Origin of the sequence: Pseudoponticoccus marisrubri (assembly GCF_001482405.1) — a bacterium.
Lineage (GTDB): Bacteria > Pseudomonadota > Alphaproteobacteria > Rhodobacterales > Rhodobacteraceae > Pseudoponticoccus > Pseudoponticoccus marisrubri.
On record NZ_LPXO01000011.1, the window covers coordinates 48699 to 66926 of the forward strand.

The following is an 18228-nucleotide window of genomic DNA, read 5'->3' on the forward strand; positions in this document are numbered from 1 at the left end:
GAATCGCTATGTCTTTCTCATGAACAATGTTCAGAAACGGAGAGCGACATGTTCGGAACCCTCAAGACCCTGATCGCCGGCGCCAATGCCCGGGCCGAGGAGCAGGTGCGGGACCATTTCTGCATCGAGCTGATCGACCAGAAGATCCGCGAGGCCGAGGCCAGCCTGAAATCGGCCAAATACGCGCTGGCCGGCCTGATCCAGCGCGAGCGCGCCGAGACCCGCCAGGTCACCGCGCTCGAGGCCCGCGTGGCCGACCTGATGTCCCGCGCGAAAGAGGCGCTGGAGGCCGGGCGCGAGGATCTGGCGACCGAGGCGGCCGAGGCCATCGCGCAGATGGAGAACGAGCTGACCCTGCGTCGCGGCACGGTGCAGCGGCTGGAAACCCGCATCCTGCAGCTGCGCCAGTCGGTCGAGACCGCCAACCGCCGGCTGATCGACCTCAAGCAGGGGGCGGTGGCGGCGCGGGCGGCGAAGAAGGAGGCAGAGATCCAGAAGCGGTTGGGCGCGCATGTGCCGCGCGACACCGCCTTCGAGGAGGCCGAGGCGCTGATCGGCCGGGTGCTGAGCCGCGACGACCCGTTCGAGCAGAGCCAGATCCTGAAGGAGATCGATACCGGCCTCGACCGCAGCGACATGGCCGACCGCATGGCCGCCGAGGGCTTCGGCCCGGCCTCGCGCAGCACCGCCGCCGACGTGCTGAGCCGGCTCAAGACCAAAGACTGACCTTTTCTTTTTCTTCCACTGACCCACAAGACATCCAAGGAGACATCCCATGTTCAACGAGCACAACGAAAACGGCCTCATCCTCTTCCTCAACGGCGCGGGCATCGCCATCGCCTATGCCATGCTCGGCATCTCGCTCTGGCTCTCGACCGAGGTGCCGCTGGCCACCAAGGGGTTCTGGCTGATGGGCATCCTGCTGTTGACGCTCAGCCTGATCAACGTGGTCAAGTACCGCTTCGACTTCCGCAATTCCGCCGACCGGCTGCGCCGCATCGAGGAAGCGCGCAACGAGAAGCTGCTGGAAGAGGCGCTGCGCGAGGAAAGCTGAGCCTGTCCTGCGAGACGCGCGACCCGCCGGTGAGGATCACCGGCGGGTTTTCCTTTGGTCGGGTGTCTTCCCGACCGCCCGTTGTGGAACCCGGCGCGGAATCAAGGCCGAAGGCCGCCGCGCATCGCCGGGCCGCCCCCACGGCACGGCGATCTGGTCGGGTTTGCGCGCAGCTTCGAGCTTCTGCGGATCTGACGGAATAAATCGAGGGATTCCGAGGTCAGGATCGCCGCACCGCGGCCCGGCGATGCGCGTCTCCGCCCTCGCGCCCGACACGAAAAAAAGGGCCCGGAGCGGTCTTCGCGCCCCGGGCCCTTGTCATGACCGGCCAACCGCATGCTGTTGCGCGGCCCGCCGGTTGTCTGTTGCCACGTGCTTCAGAGCGCGCCGTAGATCGGGAAGCGCTGGCACAGGGCCTCGACCTCGGCGCGGACCTTGGCCTCGACCTCGGCATTGCCGTCCTCGCCATTGGCGGCCAGCCCGTCGACCACCTCGACGATCCAGTCGGCGATCTGGCGGAACTCGCCCTCCATGAAGCCGCGCGTCGTGCCGGCCGGGCTGCCCAGCCGGATGCCCGACGTGATCGTGGGCTTTTCGGGATCGAAGGGCACGCCGTTCTTGTTGCAGGTGATATGCGCGCGGCCCAGCGCCTTCTCGGTGGCATTGCCCTTGACGCCCTTGGGGCGCAGGTCGACCAGCACGACATGGGTGTCGGTGCCATGGGTGACCGTGTCCAGCCCGCCCTTGATCAGCTGGTCCGACAGCGCCTGCGCGTTGCGGATCACGTTCTGCTGGTAGGTCTTGAACTCGGGGCGCAGCGCCTCGCCGAAAGCCACGGCCTTGGCGGCGATCACGTGCATCAGCGGCCCACCCTGGATGCCGGGGAAGATGGCCGAGTTGAACTTCTTGGCCAGCGCCTCGTCATCGGTCAGGATCATGCCGCCGCGCGGGCCGCGCAGGGTCTTGTGCGTGGTCGTCGTCGCCACATGGGCATGCGGGAAGGGGCTGGGATGCTCGCCCGCCGCCACCAGCCCCGCGAAATGCGCCATGTCCACATGCAGCCAGGCGCCCACGCTGTCGGCGATCTCGCGCATCTTGGCAAAGTCGATCTGGCGCGGGATGGCCGAGCCGCCGGCAATGATCAGCTTGGGCTTGTGCTCGGTCGCCAGCGCCTGCACCTGGTCGTAATCCAGCAGGTTGTCCTGCTGGCGCACGCCGTACTGGATCGCGTTGAACCACTTGCCCGACTGGTTGGGCCGCGCGCCATGGGTCAGGTGGCCGCCGGCATCGAGGCTCATCCCGAGGATCGTGTCGCCCGGCTGCAGCAGCGCGGTGAAGACGCCCTGGTTGGCCTGGCTGCCCGAGTTGGGCTGGACATTGGCATAGCCGCATCCGAACAGCTCGGTCGCGCGCGCGATGGCCAGGTTCTCGGCCACGTCCACCCAGTCGCAGCCGCCATAATAGCGCCGGCCGGGATAGCCCTCGGCATATTTGTTGGTCATGACCGAGCCCTGCGCCTCCATCACGGCGCGGCTGACGATGTTCTCCGAGGCGATCAGCTCGATCTCGTCGCGCTGCCGGCCCAGTTCGCCCTCGATGGCGGCAAACAGCTCGGGGTCACGATCGGCGAGGGTTTCGGTGAAGAACCCGGTGTCACGGTGGGGGGCGTTCATGGCCTGCTCCTCTGGGATTCGGAAATCTGGTCTCTCCTACCGGAAAGGTGGGGCGTGACAAAGAATGTAAAGCGACGCACCGGTCCCGGCTTGCGTCTTCTCTGGTCAGCGCGGGGGACATGTGCTTGTTTCGGAGCCAAAGGACGACAACAGGAAACCCATGTCACTCAGGATCGCTTTCTGCGCGTCGCGCGCGCCCATCGCGCAGGCGGCGCTGCAAGGCCTGTCGCGCCGCTACGGCGACCATGCCGAACAGGGGGCCGACGTGATCGTCGCGCTGGGCGGCGACGGGTTCATGCTGCAGACGCTGCACCGCACGCAGGACAACCCCGCGCCGGTCTACGGCATGAACCGCGGCACCGTGGGCTTCCTGATGAACGAATATTCCGAGCACGGGCTGGTCGAGCGGCTGCAATCGGCCGAAGAGGCGGTGATCAACCCGCTGGCCATGCGTGCCGTGCGCGCCGATGGCAGCGAGCATCACGCGCTGGCGATCAACGAGGTCTCGCTGCTGCGCACCGGGCCACAGGCCGCGCGGCTGCGCATCGTGGTCGACGGCAAGGTGCGGATGCCCGAGCTGGTCTGCGACGGGGCGCTGCTGGCGACGCCCGCGGGGTCGACCGCCTACAACTACTCGGCGCACGGGCCGATCCTGCCGATCGGGGCCGATGTGCTGGCGCTGACCGCGGTGGCGGCCTTCCGCCCGCGGCGCTGGCGCGGCGCGCTGCTGCCCAAGGCTGCCGATGTCACCTTCGAGGCGCTGGAACCCGAGAAACGCCCGGTCATGGCCGAGGCGGACAGCAACTCGGTGCGCGACGTGGTCGCCGTGCATATCCGCTCCGAGCCGCGCATTGCGCATCGCGTGCTGTTCGATCCCGGTCACGGGCTGGAGGAACGGCTGATCCGCGAACAGTTCGTCTGAGGCGCCGCTCACTCGGCGCGGATCTCCGACAGGCTGACCTGTGCCTCGTGGTCGCGGCCATAGGCCACCAGCGCCACCGACCGGACCGATCCGGCCGCAGGCGTGCCCGGCAGCATCCGGCCCGAGGGCTTGAACGCCGAGAGCGGGATCTCGACATTGCCCCAGTCCTCGGGCGCGGTGAAGGCGGCCTGGTAGTATTGCCAGGGCAACATGGTCGCCCGCGTGCGCAGGTGCAGGTAATAGGTCTGCCCATCCCCACGCACGCGCGCCACCAACCGGGACGCGCCCTCGGGCAGGCTGATCCCGTCCAGCCGCGCCTGGATGAAGCCGCCATTGTTCTCGGTCGAGACGGTGCCGGTCAGGGTCAGCGCGCCGTTCTCGATCCGCGCCTGCCCGGTCGAGACCCCGCCCATCACCTGATCGGTGAAAAAGCGCCAGTCGCCCGCGCGCTGCGGGTCGGAAAGATCGGCGAGTGTCATGTCCTGAGCATGGAGCGGCGTGGCCAGACAGGCGGCGAGGATCAGGGTGCGCAGTTTCATGACGGGAAGATAGCCCGAGCCACGCCCCGGGAAAGGGAGGCGGCGCCCGCGAGGGACGCCGCCCGCGCGGTCAGGCCTTGGCGTAGCCCAGCCCCTGCAGGGCCGTGCGGATCTCGTCGAGGATGGCCGGGTCGTCGATCGTGGCAGGCGTCTTGAACTCCTCGCTGTCGGCGATCTTGACCATGGTGGCGCGCAGGATCTTGCCCGAGCGGGTCTTGGGCAGGCGGTCCACCACGCAGGCCAGCTTGAACGCGGCGACCGGGCCGATCTGCTCGCGCACCAGCTTGACGCATTCCTTGACGATTTCCTCGTGCGGGCGGTTCACCCCCGAGGACAGGCAGAGGAAGCCCAGCGGCAGCTGGCCCTTGAGCTGGTCGCTCACCCCGATCACGGCGCATTCAGCCACGTCCGGGTGGCTGGCCAGCACCTCTTCCATGCCGCCGGTGGACAGGCGGTGCCCGGCCACGTTGATCACGTCATCGGTGCGCGCCATGATGTAGACATAGCCGTCCTCGTCGATCATGCCGGCATCGCCGGTCTCGTAATAGCCGGGGAAGTGTTCGAGATAGGATTTGCGGAAGCGCGCCTCGGCATTCCACAGGCCGGGCAGGGTGCCCGGGGGCAGGGGCAGCTTGATGGCGATGGCGCCCAGCGTGCCGGCCGGCACCTCGTGCCCCGCCTCGTCGAGGATGCGGATGTCATAGCCCGGCATCGGCTTGGCCGGGCTGCCCAGCTTGGTCGGCAGCTCCTCGATGCCCAGCGGGTTGCCGGCAATGCACCAGCCGGTCTCGGTCTGCCACCAATGGTCGATCACCGGCACGTTCAGCTTGTCCTGCGCCCACTGGATCGTGTCCGGATCGGCCCGCTCGCCGGCCAGGTAGACCGCGCGCAGGCAGGACAGGTCGTACTTGCCGATGAAATCGCCGTTGGGATCCTCGCGCCGCACGGCGCGGAAGGCGGTCGGCGCGGTGAAGAAGCTGCGCACCTTGTGCTCCGAGATCACCCGCCAGAACGTGCCGGCATCGGGCGTGCCCACGGGCTTGCCCTCGAAGACGATGGTGGTGTTGCCGTGGATCAGCGGCGCGTAGCAGATATAGCTGTGCCCCACGACCCAGCCCACGTCCGAGGCCGCCCAGAACACGTCGCCGGGATCGACATTGTAGAGGTTCTTCATCGACCAGTTCAGCGCCACGAGATGCCCGCCGGTGGGGCGCAGCACGCCCTTGGGCTGGCCCGTCGTGCCCGAGGTATAGAGGATGTAGGCCGGGTGGTTGCCCTCGACCGGCACGCAGTCGGCGGGCTCGACCCCGTATTGGAAGCCGTGCCAGTTCACGTCGCGCCCCGGGGTCAGCTCGGCCACTTCCTGCTCGCGCTGGAAGATGACGCAGAAATCCGGCTTGTGGGCGGCGGCCTCGATCGCGCCGTCCAGCAGCGGCTTGTAATGGACCACGCGGCCCGGCTCCATCCCGCAGGAGGCGGCGATGATCGCCTTGGGCTTGGCATCGTCGATGCGCACGGCCAGCTCGTGGCTGGCAAAGCCGCCGAACACCACCGAGTGGATCGCGCCCAGCCGCGCGGCGGCCAGCATCGCCTCCAGCGCCTCGGGGATCATCGGCATGTAGATCACCACGCGGTCGCCTTTTTCCACGCCTTTGGCGCGCAGCGCCCCGGCCAGCGTGGCAACGCGGTTGCGCAGTTCCACATAGGTGATCCAGCGCTTGGTATGGGTGATCGGGCTGTCATAGATGATCGCGGTCTGTTCGCCGCGCCCGGCCTCGACATGGCGGTCCACCGCGTTCCAGCAGGTGTTGACCATGCCGTCGGCGAACCATTCGTACAGGTGGTCGCCGCGGTCGAACAGCGCCTTGGAGGGGGGCTGGTCCCAGTCGATGGCCTGCGCCTGCTCCATCCAGAACCCCTCCGGGTCGGATGTCCAGCTGTCATATACGTCTTGGTAGCCCATGCTTCCCTCCTCTTGGTCCCTTGCATCGGGCTTAGGGTGCGGCTGCGCGCCCGGGCAAGCATGTTAGCGACGCATCGGACATATTATCGCAGCGCTTTGCGCAATATTTGCGGACCGGCCCTGCAAATTTTTGCAAATCTCCTTGTTTTTTGCCCGTGCGTCTGAAAATCCGTCCGGGTTTGCAAACTCGGCTTGTTGGTCCGTGACCCGCGGGGCGACTCGCGCCCTGTCACGATCGGGTGACCATGGCGGCGGGCGGGGCCGACATGCGCGGCGCCACCTTGATCTTGCCCGTGGCTTGCGCCGTAATGCCGGGAAAACACGGGCAGCCGAGGATGGGCAGTATGCGCGCAGCATGGATCGCGGCGATCGTCACGCTTTGGGCGGGGGCGGCCGCGGCGCAATGGAGCTTCGAGAATACCGAGACCGGCGCCGTGGCGCGCGGCTGCAGCGACCCGGCGCGCGGCGGCCAGAGCCTCTGCCTGGAGCTGTCCTGCGCGGACGGGGCGCCGCTGGCCTGGGGGCTGACCACCGAGACGGTGGCCGAGCTCGTGGCCGCGCCCTCGGCCGAGGCGCTGGTCTTCGTGGGCAGCCGCGATGCCGGCACGCTGGACTTCCGCGCCACCGGGCCGGGGACGTTCCGCGCCCCGCTGCGCGAGACGCATCTGGGCGGGATCGACTGGCTCAAGCGCGGGCTGCGCGCCGAGCTGCGCCTGTGGGCCGGCGCCGATGCGCCCTTCCAGAGCTTCCGCGTGGGGCTGATCGGGTCGCGCAAGGCGATCGAGGCGGTCGAGGCCGCGTGCCCGATGCCCGATTTCGAGGCGGCCGAGCGCGAGGCGCGCACGCTGGAGGATCCCGAAACCGTCGTGCTGGGCCAGATCGCCGAGGCCTGCGCCGCGCTGGACGGGATGCTGACCGTGCAGGAGGGCTTTGCCCGCGAAGTCGAGCTGGACGGCGCCAACGGCCCCGATTTCGTCATCGCGCATGGTCTGGCCGCCTGCAGCACCACGCCCGAGTTGCTGTGCGGGGCAGGGGGCTGCCTGCACTCGGTCTGGCTGGCACGGGATGACGGCCGCTACCTGCGCGTGTTCGAGGATTACGTCGACACGATCACCCCGGTCGAGCCCGGCGTGCTCGAGATGCGCCGCCCCGGCGCCGGCTGCGGGCGGGACGAGGCCGGCTGCATCACGCGCTACGGCGTGACCGCGGAGGGGCTGGAGGCGTTCTGACGCCTCCGCCCCGATGCGCCCGGATCAGCTGTATTTCTCGACCGGCGTGCCGGCGATGGCGGCCATGTTCAGCAGGCCGCGCGCGGTGATCGCGGGGCTGACGATATGGGCGCGGTTGCCCATGCCCATCAGGATCGGCCCCACTTCCAGCCCGCCGGCCTTCATCTTGAGAATGTTGCGCGTGGCCGAGGCGGCATCGGCATGGCCGAAGATCAGCACGTTGGCCGCGCCCTTCATGCGGTTGGCGGGGAAGAGCCGCGCGCGCAGCTCCTCGTCCAGCGCGGCGTCCACGTTCATCTCGCCCTCATAGCAGAAATCGCGCTCCTGCGCGTCGAGGATCTCCATCGCCTCGCGCAGCCGGCGGCCCGAGCCTTCGTCCTGGTTGCCGAACTGCGATTGCGAGCAGAAGGCGATGTTGGGCTCGATTCCGAAGCGGCGCACGTGGCGCGCCGCGCCAATGGCGGTCTCGGCCACCTCGGCGGGGCTGGGCAGCAGCCGCACATGGGTGTCGGCGATGAAGAGCGGCCCGTCCTCGAGGATCATCAGCGACAGCGCGCCATGCGGATGATGGCGCGGCGTGCCAAGCACCTGCCGGACATAGTTCAGGTGCCAGCGATATTCGCCGAACGTGCCGCAGATCAGGCTGTCGGCCTCGCCGCGATGCACCATGATGGCGCCGATGGCGGTGGTGTTGGTGCGCATGATGGCGCGGGCCAGGTCGGGCGTGACGCCGCGCCGCGCCATGATCTGGTGATAGGTCTCCCAGTAGTCGCGGTAGCGCGGATCGTTCTCGGGGTTGACGATGTTGAAATCGCGCTCGGGCCGGATTTCCAGCCCCATGCGCTCGCAGCGGGTCTCGATCACCTCGGGGCGGCCGATCAGGATCGGCGTCTCGGTCGTCTCTTCCAGGATCGCCTGCGCGGCGCGCAGCACGCGCTCGTCCTCGCCCTCGGCAAAGACGATGCGCCGCGCCGCCGTGGCCGCCGCCTCGAAGACCGGCCGCATCAGCAGCGCCGACTTGTAGACGCTGGCATCCAGATGCTGCTTGTAGGCCTTGAGGTCGGCCAGCGGGCGCGTCGCCACGCCCGACTCCATCGCCGCCCCCGCCACCGCGGTCGAGACGATGCCCGACAGGCGCGGGTCGAAGGGTTTGGGGATCAGGTAATCGGCACCGAAGGTCAGCTGCTCGCCGCGATAGGCGGCCGCGGCCTCGGCGCTGGTGGTGGCGCGGGCCAGCGCCGCGATCCCCTCGACACAGGCGATCTGCATGGCGTCGTTGATCTCGGTCGCGCCCACGTCCAGCGCACCGCGGAAGATGAACGGAAAGCACAGCACGTTGTTGACCTGGTTCGGGAAGTCGCTGCGCCCGGTGGCGATGATCGCCTCGGGCGCGACCTCGCGCGCGGCATCGGGCATGATCTCGGGCGTGGGATTGGCCAGCGCGAAGATGATCGGCCGGCGCCCCATGCGCGCCACCTGCTCGGGCTTGAGCACGCCCGGCCCGGACAGGCCCAGGAACAGGTCCGCCCCCTCGATCACGTCATCCAGCGTGCGCAGGTCGGAGGCCTGCGCAAAGGCGGCCTTCTGCGGGTTCATGTCGGTCTCACGCCCCTCGTGCACCAGCCCGTGGATGTCGCAGAGCCAGATGTTCTCGCGCTTGACGCCCAGCTTGACCAGCATGTTCAGGCAGGCGATGCCCGCCGCGCCGCCGCCGGTCGAGACCACCTTGATGTCGCCCCAGGCCTTGCCCGCAACGTGCAGCGCGTTGGTCGCGGCGGCCCCCACCACGATGGCCGTGCCGTGCTGGTCGTCATGGAAGACGGGGATGTTCATGCGCTCGCGGCAGATCTTCTCGACGATGAAACAGTCGGGCGCCTTGATGTCCTCGAGGTTGACCGCCCCGAAGGTCGGCTCAAGCGCGCAGACGATCTCGGCCAGTTTCTCGGGATCGGGTTGGTCCACCTCGATGTCGAAACAGTCGATATTGGCGAATTTCTTGAACAGGACGGCCTTGCCTTCCATCACCGGCTTGGAGGCCAGCGCGCCGATATTGCCCAGCCCCAGCACCGCCGTGCCGTTCGAGACCACCGCCACGAGGTTGCCGCGCGTGGTGTAGCGTGCCGCGTTGGCCGCGTCGGCCTTGATCTCGAGGCAGGCCTCGGCCACGCCGGGCGAATAGGCGCGGCTGAGGTCGCGACCATTGGCCAGCGGCTTGGTGGCGCGCACCTCCAGTTTCCCCGGCTTGGGGGTCTCGTGGTAGAACAGCGCCGCCTGACGCAGCGTTTCGTTGCTGGATTCCGACATGGGACGCGGCTCCTCCTCGGGGTGGTCATGGCCGGATGCGGCGGCCGGCCGGCAGGGGCCGCCCGGCGGATCTCGTGCCCGAGTGATAATCGCCCCAAAGGCCCCGGGCCAGCCCCCGCCCGCGCCCGCGCCGAAAAAAACGCCCCGCGGTGGATCACCGGGGGCGCGAAGTTCAGAGGGAAAAAGGCAGTGCCGAGAGGGCCGTCAGGCGGCCATCTCTTCCAGCGCGGCGATCCTGCGGGCCGCCTGGCGCTTGGTCAGGGCCATGTCGAACGGCTCGTCGAGCTTGTCGGTCAACTCGCGTAGGCGGGCGGCCTGCACCTCGGACATGGGCTCGCGCGGGTCGGGCGGCAGGTCGGCCGCAGCATCGATCAGGTAGGTCTGTGTCGTACTCATGGCGTCCTCCTTTACGTTGCCAACGCACGGCCTGCCCGTGGGTTCCGCTTGCAATCGCTGTCCGTGCTTCGCAACATGAGGGTCCGATTTGCCAGGGAGGTCCCATGTCGCTGAGCGAGGCAGCCCGCGCGGTGCGCGAAAACGCCTATGCCCCCTATTCGCGCTTCAAGGTGGGCGCCGCCCTGCGCACGCCCTCGGGCGCGGTGCATGTGGGCTGCAATGTCGAGAACGTGGCCTATCCCGAGGGCACCTGCGCCGAGGCCGGCGCCATCGCCGCCATGATCGCCGCCGGCGAGACCGAGATCGCCGAGATCTACGTCATCGCCGACAGCCCGCATCCCGTGCCGCCCTGCGGCGGCTGCCGGCAGAAACTGTTCGAGTTCGCCCGCAACGGCGCGCCGGTCACGCTCGCCACGCTGGACGGGCAGGAGCTGCAGACCACCGTCGGCGCGCTGCTGCCCGGCGCCTTCGCCACCACCCACATGGAGAACACATGACCGATGCGCGCCGCGTGATCGCCGCGCTGCGCCGTGGCGAGGAACCCTCGGCCGCCGAGCTGGGCTGGTTCGCCGAGGGGCTGGCCGACGGCTCGGTCAGTGCCGCGCAGGGCGCGGCCTTTGCCATGGGCATCTGCCTGCGCGGCCTGTCGGATCCGGGACGTGTGGCGTTGACGCTGGCGATGCGCGATTCCGGCAAGGTGCTGGACTGGGATCTCGACGCGCCGGTGGTGGACAAGCATTCCACCGGGGGGCTGGGCGATTGCGTCAGCCTCGTGCTGGCGCCCGCGCTGGCCGCCTGCGGCGTCTACGTGCCGATGATCTCGGGGCGCGGGCTGGGCCATACCGGCGGCACGCTGGACAAGCTGGAATCGATCCCCGGCTACAAGGTCGCCCCCGACGAGGCCCGGCTGCGCCAGATCGTGTCCGACGTGGGCTGTGCCATCGTCGGCGCCAGCGCCGACATCGCGCCGGCGGACAAGCGGCTCTATGCGATCCGCGACGTGACCGGCACGGTCGAAAGCCTCGACCTGATCACCGCCTCGATCCTGTCCAAGAAGCTGGCCGCCGGGCTTCAGGCGCTGGTGCTGGACGTCAAGACCGGCTCGGGCGCCTTCATGAAAACCGAAGAGGAATCGCGTGCGCTGGCGCAGGCGCTGGTCGCCACGGCCAATGCCGCCGGCTGCCCGACCACGGCGCTGATCACCGACATGGACCAGCCGCTGGCCCCGGCGCTGGGCAACGCGCTGGAGGTCGATGCCTCGATGCAGGTGCTGACCGGCGCGACGCGCGGCCCGCTTTTCGAGCTGACCGTGGCGCTGGGGGCCGAGCTGCTGGAGACCGTGGGCATCGACGACGGTGCCCGCCGCCTGACAGAGGCCCTGGAGAGCGGCGCCGCGGCCGAGCGTTTCGGCCGCATGGTCTACGAGCTGGGCGGGCCGCTGGCCTTCGTCGAGGACTGGCGCCGCTTCCTGCCCGAGTCGCCGGTGATCCGCGAGGTGCCCGCCCCGGCCGACGGCGTGGTCACCGCGATCGACGGCGAGGCGCTGGGCCTGTCCGTGGTCGACCTGGGCGGCGGGCGCCGGGTCGAGGAGGACGAGGTCGACCCCGCCGTCGGGCTGGACGCGGTGGTGCGGCTGGGCGACCGGGTAGCCACCGGCCAGCCGCTGGCCCGGGTCCATGCCGCCCGCGCCGAGCAGGCCGAGGCCGCGTCCCGCGCGGTTACCGCCGCGATCACGCTGGGCGATGCCGCGCCCGCGCCGCGCGAGCTGGTACGGGGGCGGGTGGCATGACACGCGCCTTTCTCGTGGTGATGGATTCGGTCGGGATCGGCGGCGCGCCGGATGCCGACCAGTATTTCAACGACGGCACGCCCGATACCGGCGCCAACACGCTGGGCCACATCCTGTCGGCCTGCGCCGACGGCACGGCGGGCCGGGGGCCGCTGCAGCTGCCGGTTCTGGGCCGGCTGGGCCTGTTCCACGCGCTGGAACTGGCCAGCGGTGTCGCGGGCCCGGACGGGGCTGCGCCCGAGGGGCGCTGGGGCGCGGCGACCGAGGTCTCGCGCGGCAAGGACACGCCCTCGGGTCATTGGGAGCTGGCCGGCCTGCCGGTGCCCTGGGACTGGACCTATTTCCCCGACACCGTGCCCGCCTTCCCGCCCGAGATCACCCGTCGCGTCTGCGAGATCGCCGGCGTGGACGGGATCCTGGGCGATTGCCACGGCTCGGGCACCGTGATGGTCGAGCGGTTCGGCGACGACCATGTCCGCACCGGGCGGCCGATCTGCTATACCTCGGCCGACAGCGTCTTCCAGATCGCCGCGCATGAGCAGCATTTCGGCCTCGACCGGCTTTACGACCTGTGCAAGGGCATCGCGCCGATGTTGCACGAGCGCAAGGTCGGCCGGGTGATCGCGCGCCCCTTCCTGGGCGAGGATGGCGACTACACCCGCACCACCAACCGGCGCGACTATGCCATCCTGCCGCCGCAGCCGGTGCTGACCAACTGGGTGCAGGAGGCCGGCCAACCCGTGCACGCCATCGGCAAGATCGGCGACATCTTCTCGATGACCGGGATCGACGACGTCAGGAAGGGCGCGGATGCCGATTTGATGCAGCACCTCTCGGACGCGGTGGACAGCGCCGAGGAGGGCAGCCTGACCTTCGCCAATTTCGTCGAGTTCGACAGCCTCTACGGCCACCGGCGTAACGTGGCGGGCTATGCGCGTCACCTCGAATGGTTCGATGCCGGGATCGGGCAGCTGCTGCCACGGCTGCGCGACGGCGACCTGATGATCCTGACCGCCGATCACGGCAATGACCCGACCTGGACCGGCACCGACCACACGCGCGAACGCGTGCCGGTGCTGGTGGCGGGGCAGGGGGCCGGGCCGCTGGGCCAATTGGCCTTCACCGACGTGGCCGCCAGCGTCGCGGCGCATCTGGGCGTGCCGGGGCAGGGCCCCGGGCGTTCCTTCCTCTAGATCAAGGCCAGACCATGGACGAAGAGCAGCTTGCCCGCATTGCCGGCCTGCCCAAGACCGAGCTTCACCTGCATTTCGAGGGCGCCGCGCCGCCCGCCTTCATCCGCGGGCTTGCCGCGGAAAAGCAGGTGGATCTCAGCCGGATCTTCAACGAAGACGGCTCCTACGCCTATCGCGATTTCACGCATTTCCTGTCGGTCTACGAGGCCGCCACCGGCGTGCTGAAGACGCCCGAGGATTTCGCCCGGCTCTGCCGCGCCGTGCTCGAGGAAAGCGCCGCCAACGGCGTGGTCTATTCCGAGACCTTCCTCAGCCCCGATTTCTGCGGCGGTGGCGATGTCTCGGCATGGCGCGACTACCTGCACGCGATCCGCGAGGCGGCCGAGGCGGCCGAGCGCGATCTGGGCGTCACCCTGCGCGGTATCGTCACCTGCATCCGTCATTTCGGCCCCGACAAGGCGCGGGCCGCCGCGCTCTGCGCCGCCGAGACGGCGGATGACTGGCTGGTGGGCTTCGGCATGGCGGGCGACGAGAACCGCGGCCGGCAGCGCGACTTCGCCTACAGTTTCGACATGGCGCGCGAGGCCGGGCTGCAGCTGACCAGCCATGCCGGCGAATGGCGCGGCCCGTCGGAGGTGCGCGAGGCGGTCGAGGATCTGCGCGTTACCCGCATCGGCCACGGGGTGCGTGCAATCGAGGATCCGGCCACGGTCGAGATGCTGGCCGAACGCGGCGTGACGCTCGAGGTCTGCCCGGGCTCGAACGTGGTGCTGGGGGTCTATCCCGCGCTGGCCGACCACCCGATCGACCGTTTGCGGCGCGCCGGCGTCAAGGTCACGGTCTCGACCGACGACCCGCCCTTCTTCCACACCACGATGCGGCGCGAGTACACGGGTCTTGCACAGCGCTTCGGATGGGACGAAGAGGTGTTTGCCGAGATCAACAACACCGCCATGGATGCCGCGTTCTGCGACGCGGCCACGCGCGCGGCGGTGAAGAAGCGACTGGAGCCGTCATGAGCGATCACTTGACCATCGTCGACCACCCGCTGGTGCAGCACAAGCTGAGCCACATGCGCCGGGCCGATACCTCGACCAGCGATTTCCGCCGCCTGCTGCGCGAGATCAGCCTGCTGCTGGCCTACGAGGTCACCCGCTCCCTGCCGATGACGACCGAGCGGATCGACACGCCGCTCTGCCCGATGGATGCGCCGGTGATCGAGGGCAAGAAACTGGCGCTGATCTCGATCCTGCGCGCGGGCAACGGGCTGATGGACGGCATCCTCGAACTGATCCCCTCGGCCCGGGTGGGTTTTGTCGGGCTCTACCGCGACGAGGAGACGCTGAAGCCCGTGCAGTATTACTGCAAGCTGCCCTTCGGGCTCGAAGACCGGCTGACCATCGTGGTGGACCCGATGCTGGCCACCGGCAACTCCTCGGCCGCGGCGCTGGATCTCGTCAAGGAACAGGGCGCGCGCGACATCCGCTTCCTGTGCCTGCTGGCCGCCCCGGAGGGCGTGGCCCGCATGAAGGAGACCCATCCCGACGTGCCCGTTGTGACCGCCTCGCTGGACGAGCGGCTGAACGAGAAGGGCTATATCGTGCCCGGTCTGGGTGATGCGGGCGACCGGATGTTCGGAACGAAATGATGTGTCTGGTGGCGCCTCGGCCCCGAAATCTGGGGCGCCGCTTCCCCGATCAGAAACAAATGCCCCGATTCGGGATGACCGTTTCCGGATCGTGCCTGTGGAGATCCGCAGCCTCTTAAGGATTTCAAGGCTTTACAGGTCACAGTTGATGGGGCATTGTTCCTCCTACATCTGTGGGGGCAGACATGACATTGAAAACACTGGCGATTTTCGCCATCGCTGCTGCCGGATTCGCGTCTCTGCCGGATCCGGTCCTCGCTCAGGGCAACATCCGGGAGGTCCCGGCCAATTTCCCGCCCCAGAGCTTTACCGGGAAACAGTTTGTCGACAATCGCGGCTGCATCTACGTGCGCGCGGGCTTTGACGGCGCCGTGACATGGGTGCCGCGCGTGACGCGCAGCCGCGAACACCTGTGCGGCCAGACGCCGACCTTCGGTTCCTCGCGCACCGCGGCGGCCACGCCGGCACCCGAGCCGGCGCCGCGGCAAGAGCCGCGCGCACAGCAGGCCGCCCCGGCGCCCAAGCCGGCACCGCGCACCACCACCACGACCGCCCGGGTCGCGCCGAAACCCGCTCCGCAAGTGCGGCAGACGACCCCGGCCCGACAGGCGGCGCCCAAGCCGGCCCCGCAGGTCCTGCAGACCGCACCGGTCCGGCAGACCGCGCCGGTTCGGCGCACGACGCCGCAGGTCGTGACGGTGCGGCGCACCGCCCCCGCGCCACAGGCCGCCCCGGCCCGGCGCGTGGTGCGCGCTCCGGCTTCCAAGCCGGCCCATGCCGCGCCGCCCAGCGTGGTGCGCCGCGTGCCCGCACACACGGTCAAGCCCAAGGTGCAGGCCGTCGCGCCGGCCGCCACCACTGGCGCGCGCCGTGTCGGCCCGATCACCTACAGCACCTGCCGGAACGGCTATTACACCCGCACGATGAACGGCACGACGGTGCGCCAGAAATGCGGCCCGCAGACCGCGCCGCATGTCACGGTGATCCGCCGGGGCGAGGCACCGAGCCCGGGCAAGAAGGTCTATCGCAACCAGGGCTGGCAGGACAGCTCGCTGCAGCTGCAGGACGGCACCCGCATCGTGCCGCGCCATGTCTACGAGCAGCGCGACACCCAGCACGCCTATGTCCCAGAGGGCTATCGCCCGGCTTGGGATGACGGCCGCCTGAACCGGCATCGCGGCGTGCAGACCGTGGGCGGCTATTACGACACCCAGCAGGTCTGGACCAACACGGTGCCGCGCCAGCTGGTCGTGCAGGCCCGCCGGCACGAGGTGAAGGACCCGGTCATCGCCTACCGCGTGGAGCATCCGCACAACGACCTGCAGCCCGTGGTCTCGTCGCAGGGTAACGCCTATCGCGCGCCCGTTGTCTCGACCCGCGCCACGCCCAAGCCGGTCGCCACCGGCCGCTGGGTCGAGATCGGCGTCTTCACCACCGGCGCCAAGGCCAATGCCGCCGTCTCGCGGCTCTCGGCGCATGGCCTGACGGTCAAGGCCGCCACCACGACGCGCAACGGCCAGACGGTGCAGCGGCTGCGCGTCGGCCCCTTCGCCTCGGCCGCGGCGCTGAACGGCGCGCTGAGCGCGGTGCGCGGGGCCGGCTACGTGCAGGCCTATATCCGCTGAGCGGACGCCGTCAGGATGCGTGAACGGGCCCGTGCCACGATCGTGGGGCGGGCCCTTGCACGTCGAGGCTCAGGCGCCGCAGATGCCCTGCAACCGCACCCAGTCGGCATCGCTCAGCACCGGACGGCTGCCCTCCTCGGCACGGGGATCGGCCTCGATCAGCGGCAGCATGGTCTCGCCCGTGATGTCCTGCGCATAGGCATAGGGCGAGCTGCGCAGCTCGGCCGCGGCAAAGGCGGCCAGCAGGGTCTCGTCCCCGACCGCGACGGGCGACGCGGTGACGAGATGCTCGGCATAATCCGACAGGGCGCTGTCGGGCAGGTTGCCGGTGGTCAGCAGACGCAGGCTGGCCATCAGCCCGGCATGGGCGATCAGGTCGGCCAGCGGGTCGGTCACCGCGGCGCGCTGCGCCTCGACAAGGATATGACCGGCGGCGACATCGGGATCCTCGTGATCCTCGACCACCGAGCGGTTGAGCAGGATCAGCCCGCCGGGCAGGTGGGCGCTGGTTTGCGGGCCGTCGGGCACGATCACCACCCTGCCGGCCGCCCCCTCGCCCAGCACGCGCATGGCCAGCCGGCGCAGCGGGCGGCGCGCCTCCTCGGTCATGCAGGGCGGGCCGGTGACGCGCTGCACGCTCTGCAACAGCGCGCCGCCGATCTCGGCCCGCTTGAGCGGCGGCACGACCGAGACCGTGTAGCGCTGCAGCGCATCGGGAAACCAGACCACCGCCGCCACCCCCAGCGCCAGCGCGGCCATGCCGCTGAGCACGAAGCGCAGCTTGCCCGGATGCGGGCGGCGCCGTTCGATGGCGCGCAGCAGCCGGTCGATGCCGTTGATCATCTCGGTCTCGTCCGCGCCCAGCTCCAGCGTCTCGCCGGGGTCGTTGTCGGGAAAGTAGATCGCCGGCACCGCAGTGCCGTTGGCCCGGTTGACCGCGCCCAGCGACCAATGCGCCAGCGCCGTGCCGTTGATGTCCGACATGGTCAGCGTCGCATCGCCCAGCGACACGATCACCTCGCGGCGCTGCTCGTCGGGGCTGCGCCGCCAGAGGCCGGTGGCCTCGAGACGGTCGAACTGCTTCAATGCGGTCATGCGGGCTGCTCTGCCTCTTTTCCGCGCTCTTGTACCATGGGCGATGCGGGGCGGCAATCTGGCGCGGACCGGGGGGCGGCATGATCATCTCGCGCGGGCGGCGCTACATCTTCGTCCACATCCCCAAGACCGGCGGCACCTCGATGGCGCTGGCGCTCGAGGCGCGGGCACAGCGTGACGACATCTTGATCGGCGATACGCCCAAGGCAAAACGCCGCCGCGGCCGGCTGCGCGCGCTGCGCCCCGCGGGGCGGCTGTGGAAGCATTCAACCCTTGCCGATATCGACGGCGTGGTGCCGTCGGAGGAGATGGACGCGATGCTGTGCTTCTGCCTCGTGCGCAACCCGTGGGACCGGCTGGTCAGCTACTATCACTGGCTGCGCGCGCAGGGCTTCGACCACCGCGCGGTGAAGATCGCGCAGACGCATGATTTCGCCGGGTTCCTGGCCCATCCGCACACGCAGGCCACGCTGCGCGCCTGGCCCTACGGCCGGTACATGCGCGACGCGACCGGGCAGGAACGCGGCCTCTTCCTGCGGCTCGAGGCGCTGGAGCAGGACCTCGCTCCGGTGGTCACCCATCTCGGCTTCCGCCCCGAGATCGGCCACGTGAACGCCTCGGACCGCGCCCCCGACTGGCGCGGCTACTACAGCGACGCCCTGCGCGACCTCGTGGCCGAGCTCTGCGCCGAGGACATCGCCCGCTTCGGCTATGCGTTCTGAATCCGAATAGGCGCCCCGGTTTCGGGGCGCCCGTGTGGTTTCCGATATCTTCCCGAACCATGCGGACAAGATCGAC

17 protein-coding genes are annotated in these 18228 nt (G+C 69.4%); 11 read left to right on the top strand and 6 right to left on the bottom strand.

What is annotated here, in order from left to right:
* The first annotated feature begins 48 nt into the window (after positions 1 to 48).
* Both AVJ23_RS16145 and AVJ23_RS16150 read left to right on the top strand, forming a co-directional pair.
* Entirely contained in the window at positions 49 to 726 is a 678-nt protein-coding gene (locus AVJ23_RS16145; protein ID WP_058863246.1) for a PspA/IM30 family protein, read from the top strand.
* 49 nt (positions 727 to 775) lie between these two features.
* On the top strand, positions 776 to 1054 hold the full coding sequence (locus AVJ23_RS16150) for a hypothetical protein (protein ID WP_058863247.1): 279 nt from the start codon (positions 776 to 778) through the stop codon (positions 1052 to 1054).
* A gap of 377 nt (positions 1055 to 1431) precedes the next feature.
* On the opposite strand, the gene glyA is transcribed toward AVJ23_RS16150, so the two are convergent.
* Positions 1432 to 2727: a serine hydroxymethyltransferase gene (glyA, locus tag AVJ23_RS16155; protein WP_058863248.1), complete on the bottom strand. Its 1296-nt coding sequence runs from the start codon at positions 2725 to 2727 to the stop codon at positions 1432 to 1434.
* Between the two features lie 160 nt (positions 2728 to 2887).
* On the opposite strand from glyA, the gene AVJ23_RS16160 reads away from it, so the two are divergent.
* Positions 2888 to 3649: an NAD kinase gene (locus tag AVJ23_RS16160; RefSeq protein ID WP_058863249.1), complete on the top strand. Its 762-nt coding sequence runs from the start codon at positions 2888 to 2890 to the stop codon at positions 3647 to 3649.
* An 8-nt stretch (positions 3650 to 3657) separates the two neighbouring features.
* On the opposite strand, the gene AVJ23_RS16165 is transcribed toward AVJ23_RS16160, so the two are convergent.
* Both AVJ23_RS16165 and prpE read right to left on the bottom strand, forming a co-directional pair.
* Positions 3658 to 4188, bottom strand: coding sequence for a CIA30 family protein (locus tag AVJ23_RS16165; RefSeq protein ID WP_058863250.1), 531 nt, complete (start codon positions 4186 to 4188; stop codon positions 3658 to 3660).
* A gap of 70 nt (positions 4189 to 4258) precedes the next feature.
* On the bottom strand, positions 4259 to 6151 hold the full coding sequence (gene prpE, locus AVJ23_RS16170) for a propionate-CoA ligase PrpE (RefSeq protein WP_058863251.1): 1893 nt from the start codon (positions 6149 to 6151) through the stop codon (positions 4259 to 4261).
* A gap of 344 nt (positions 6152 to 6495) precedes the next feature.
* Between prpE and AVJ23_RS16175 the strand changes: the two genes are divergently transcribed.
* Positions 6496 to 7380: a hypothetical protein gene (locus AVJ23_RS16175; RefSeq protein WP_058863252.1), complete on the top strand. Its 885-nt coding sequence runs from the start codon at positions 6496 to 6498 to the stop codon at positions 7378 to 7380.
* Between the two features lie 24 nt (positions 7381 to 7404).
* Here AVJ23_RS16175 and AVJ23_RS16180 read toward each other — a convergent pair whose 3' ends face one another.
* Both AVJ23_RS16180 and AVJ23_RS16185 read right to left on the bottom strand, forming a co-directional pair.
* Positions 7405 to 9684, bottom strand: coding sequence for an NADP-dependent malic enzyme (locus AVJ23_RS16180; protein ID WP_058863253.1), 2280 nt, complete (start codon positions 9682 to 9684; stop codon positions 7405 to 7407).
* 204 nt (positions 9685 to 9888) lie between these two features.
* Positions 9889 to 10080 carry a DUF3072 domain-containing protein gene (locus tag AVJ23_RS16185; RefSeq protein ID WP_058863254.1) on the bottom strand — a complete coding sequence of 64 codons (192 nt, stop codon included), beginning with the start codon at positions 10078 to 10080 and terminating at the stop codon, positions 9889 to 9891.
* A gap of 104 nt (positions 10081 to 10184) precedes the next feature.
* On the opposite strand from AVJ23_RS16185, the gene AVJ23_RS16190 reads away from it, so the two are divergent.
* The 6 genes from AVJ23_RS16190 (at position 10185) to AVJ23_RS16215 (ending at position 16335) form a co-directional block, all read left to right on the top strand.
* Complete coding sequence (locus AVJ23_RS16190; protein WP_058863255.1) at positions 10185 to 10577, top strand: cytidine deaminase; 393 nt, start codon at positions 10185 to 10187, stop codon at positions 10575 to 10577.
* On the top strand, positions 10574 to 11869 hold the full coding sequence (locus AVJ23_RS16195) for a thymidine phosphorylase (RefSeq protein ID WP_058863256.1): 1296 nt from the start codon (positions 10574 to 10576) through the stop codon (positions 11867 to 11869). The genes AVJ23_RS16190 and AVJ23_RS16195 overlap by 4 nt, the downstream gene beginning before the upstream one ends.
* Positions 11866 to 13062, top strand: a complete 1197-nt coding sequence (locus AVJ23_RS16200; RefSeq protein ID WP_058863257.1) for a phosphopentomutase — start codon at positions 11866 to 11868, stop codon at positions 13060 to 13062. Before AVJ23_RS16195 ends, AVJ23_RS16200 begins: the two co-directional genes overlap by 4 nt.
* Positions 13063 to 13076: 14 nt before the next feature.
* Positions 13077 to 14081: an adenosine deaminase gene (locus AVJ23_RS16205; RefSeq protein ID WP_058863258.1), complete on the top strand. Its 1005-nt coding sequence runs from the start codon at positions 13077 to 13079 to the stop codon at positions 14079 to 14081.
* Positions 14078 to 14710, top strand: a complete 633-nt coding sequence (upp, locus tag AVJ23_RS16210; RefSeq protein ID WP_058863259.1) for a uracil phosphoribosyltransferase — start codon at positions 14078 to 14080, stop codon at positions 14708 to 14710. The genes AVJ23_RS16205 and upp overlap by 4 nt, the downstream gene beginning before the upstream one ends.
* Positions 14711 to 14895: 185 nt before the next feature.
* Positions 14896 to 16335 carry an SPOR domain-containing protein gene (locus AVJ23_RS16215; protein ID WP_099045526.1) on the top strand — a complete coding sequence of 480 codons (1440 nt, stop codon included), beginning with the start codon at positions 14896 to 14898 and terminating at the stop codon, positions 16333 to 16335.
* 69 nt (positions 16336 to 16404) lie between these two features.
* On the opposite strand, the gene AVJ23_RS16220 is transcribed toward AVJ23_RS16215, so the two are convergent.
* Positions 16405 to 17430, bottom strand: coding sequence for a hypothetical protein (locus AVJ23_RS16220; protein WP_058863261.1), 1026 nt, complete (start codon positions 17428 to 17430; stop codon positions 16405 to 16407).
* A gap of 80 nt (positions 17431 to 17510) precedes the next feature.
* On the opposite strand from AVJ23_RS16220, the gene AVJ23_RS16225 reads away from it, so the two are divergent.
* Positions 17511 to 18152, top strand: coding sequence for a sulfotransferase family 2 domain-containing protein (locus tag AVJ23_RS16225; RefSeq protein ID WP_058863262.1), 642 nt, complete (start codon positions 17511 to 17513; stop codon positions 18150 to 18152).
* Positions 18153 to 18228 lie beyond the last annotated feature (76 nt).

Coding starts and splice junctions, on each gene's coding strand:
- AVJ23_RS16145 (WP_058863246.1), top strand. CDS start 49: ATGTTCGGAACCCTCAAGACCCTGATCGCCGGCGCCAATGCCCGGGCC.
- AVJ23_RS16150 (WP_058863247.1), top strand. CDS start 776: ATGTTCAACGAGCACAACGAAAACGGCCTCATCCTCTTCCTCAACGGC.
- glyA (WP_058863248.1), bottom strand. CDS start 2,727: ATGAACGCCCCCCACCGTGACACCGGGTTCTTCACCGAAACCCTCGCC.
- AVJ23_RS16160 (WP_058863249.1), top strand. CDS start 2,888: ATGTCACTCAGGATCGCTTTCTGCGCGTCGCGCGCGCCCATCGCGCAG.
- AVJ23_RS16165 (WP_058863250.1), bottom strand. CDS start 4,188: ATGAAACTGCGCACCCTGATCCTCGCCGCCTGTCTGGCCACGCCGCTC.
- prpE (WP_058863251.1), bottom strand. CDS start 6,151: ATGGGCTACCAAGACGTATATGACAGCTGGACATCCGACCCGGAGGGG.
- AVJ23_RS16175 (WP_058863252.1), top strand. CDS start 6,496: ATGCGCGCAGCATGGATCGCGGCGATCGTCACGCTTTGGGCGGGGGCG.
- AVJ23_RS16180 (WP_058863253.1), bottom strand. CDS start 9,684: ATGTCGGAATCCAGCAACGAAACGCTGCGTCAGGCGGCGCTGTTCTAC.
- AVJ23_RS16185 (WP_058863254.1), bottom strand. CDS start 10,080: ATGAGTACGACACAGACCTACCTGATCGATGCTGCGGCCGACCTGCCG.
- AVJ23_RS16190 (WP_058863255.1), top strand. CDS start 10,185: ATGTCGCTGAGCGAGGCAGCCCGCGCGGTGCGCGAAAACGCCTATGCC.
- AVJ23_RS16195 (WP_058863256.1), top strand. CDS start 10,574: ATGACCGATGCGCGCCGCGTGATCGCCGCGCTGCGCCGTGGCGAGGAA.
- AVJ23_RS16200 (WP_058863257.1), top strand. CDS start 11,866: ATGACACGCGCCTTTCTCGTGGTGATGGATTCGGTCGGGATCGGCGGC.
- AVJ23_RS16205 (WP_058863258.1), top strand. CDS start 13,077: ATGGACGAAGAGCAGCTTGCCCGCATTGCCGGCCTGCCCAAGACCGAG.
- upp (WP_058863259.1), top strand. CDS start 14,078: ATGAGCGATCACTTGACCATCGTCGACCACCCGCTGGTGCAGCACAAG.
- AVJ23_RS16215 (WP_099045526.1), top strand. CDS start 14,896: ATGACATTGAAAACACTGGCGATTTTCGCCATCGCTGCTGCCGGATTC.
- AVJ23_RS16220 (WP_058863261.1), bottom strand. CDS start 17,430: ATGACCGCATTGAAGCAGTTCGACCGTCTCGAGGCCACCGGCCTCTGG.
- AVJ23_RS16225 (WP_058863262.1), top strand. CDS start 17,511: ATGATCATCTCGCGCGGGCGGCGCTACATCTTCGTCCACATCCCCAAG.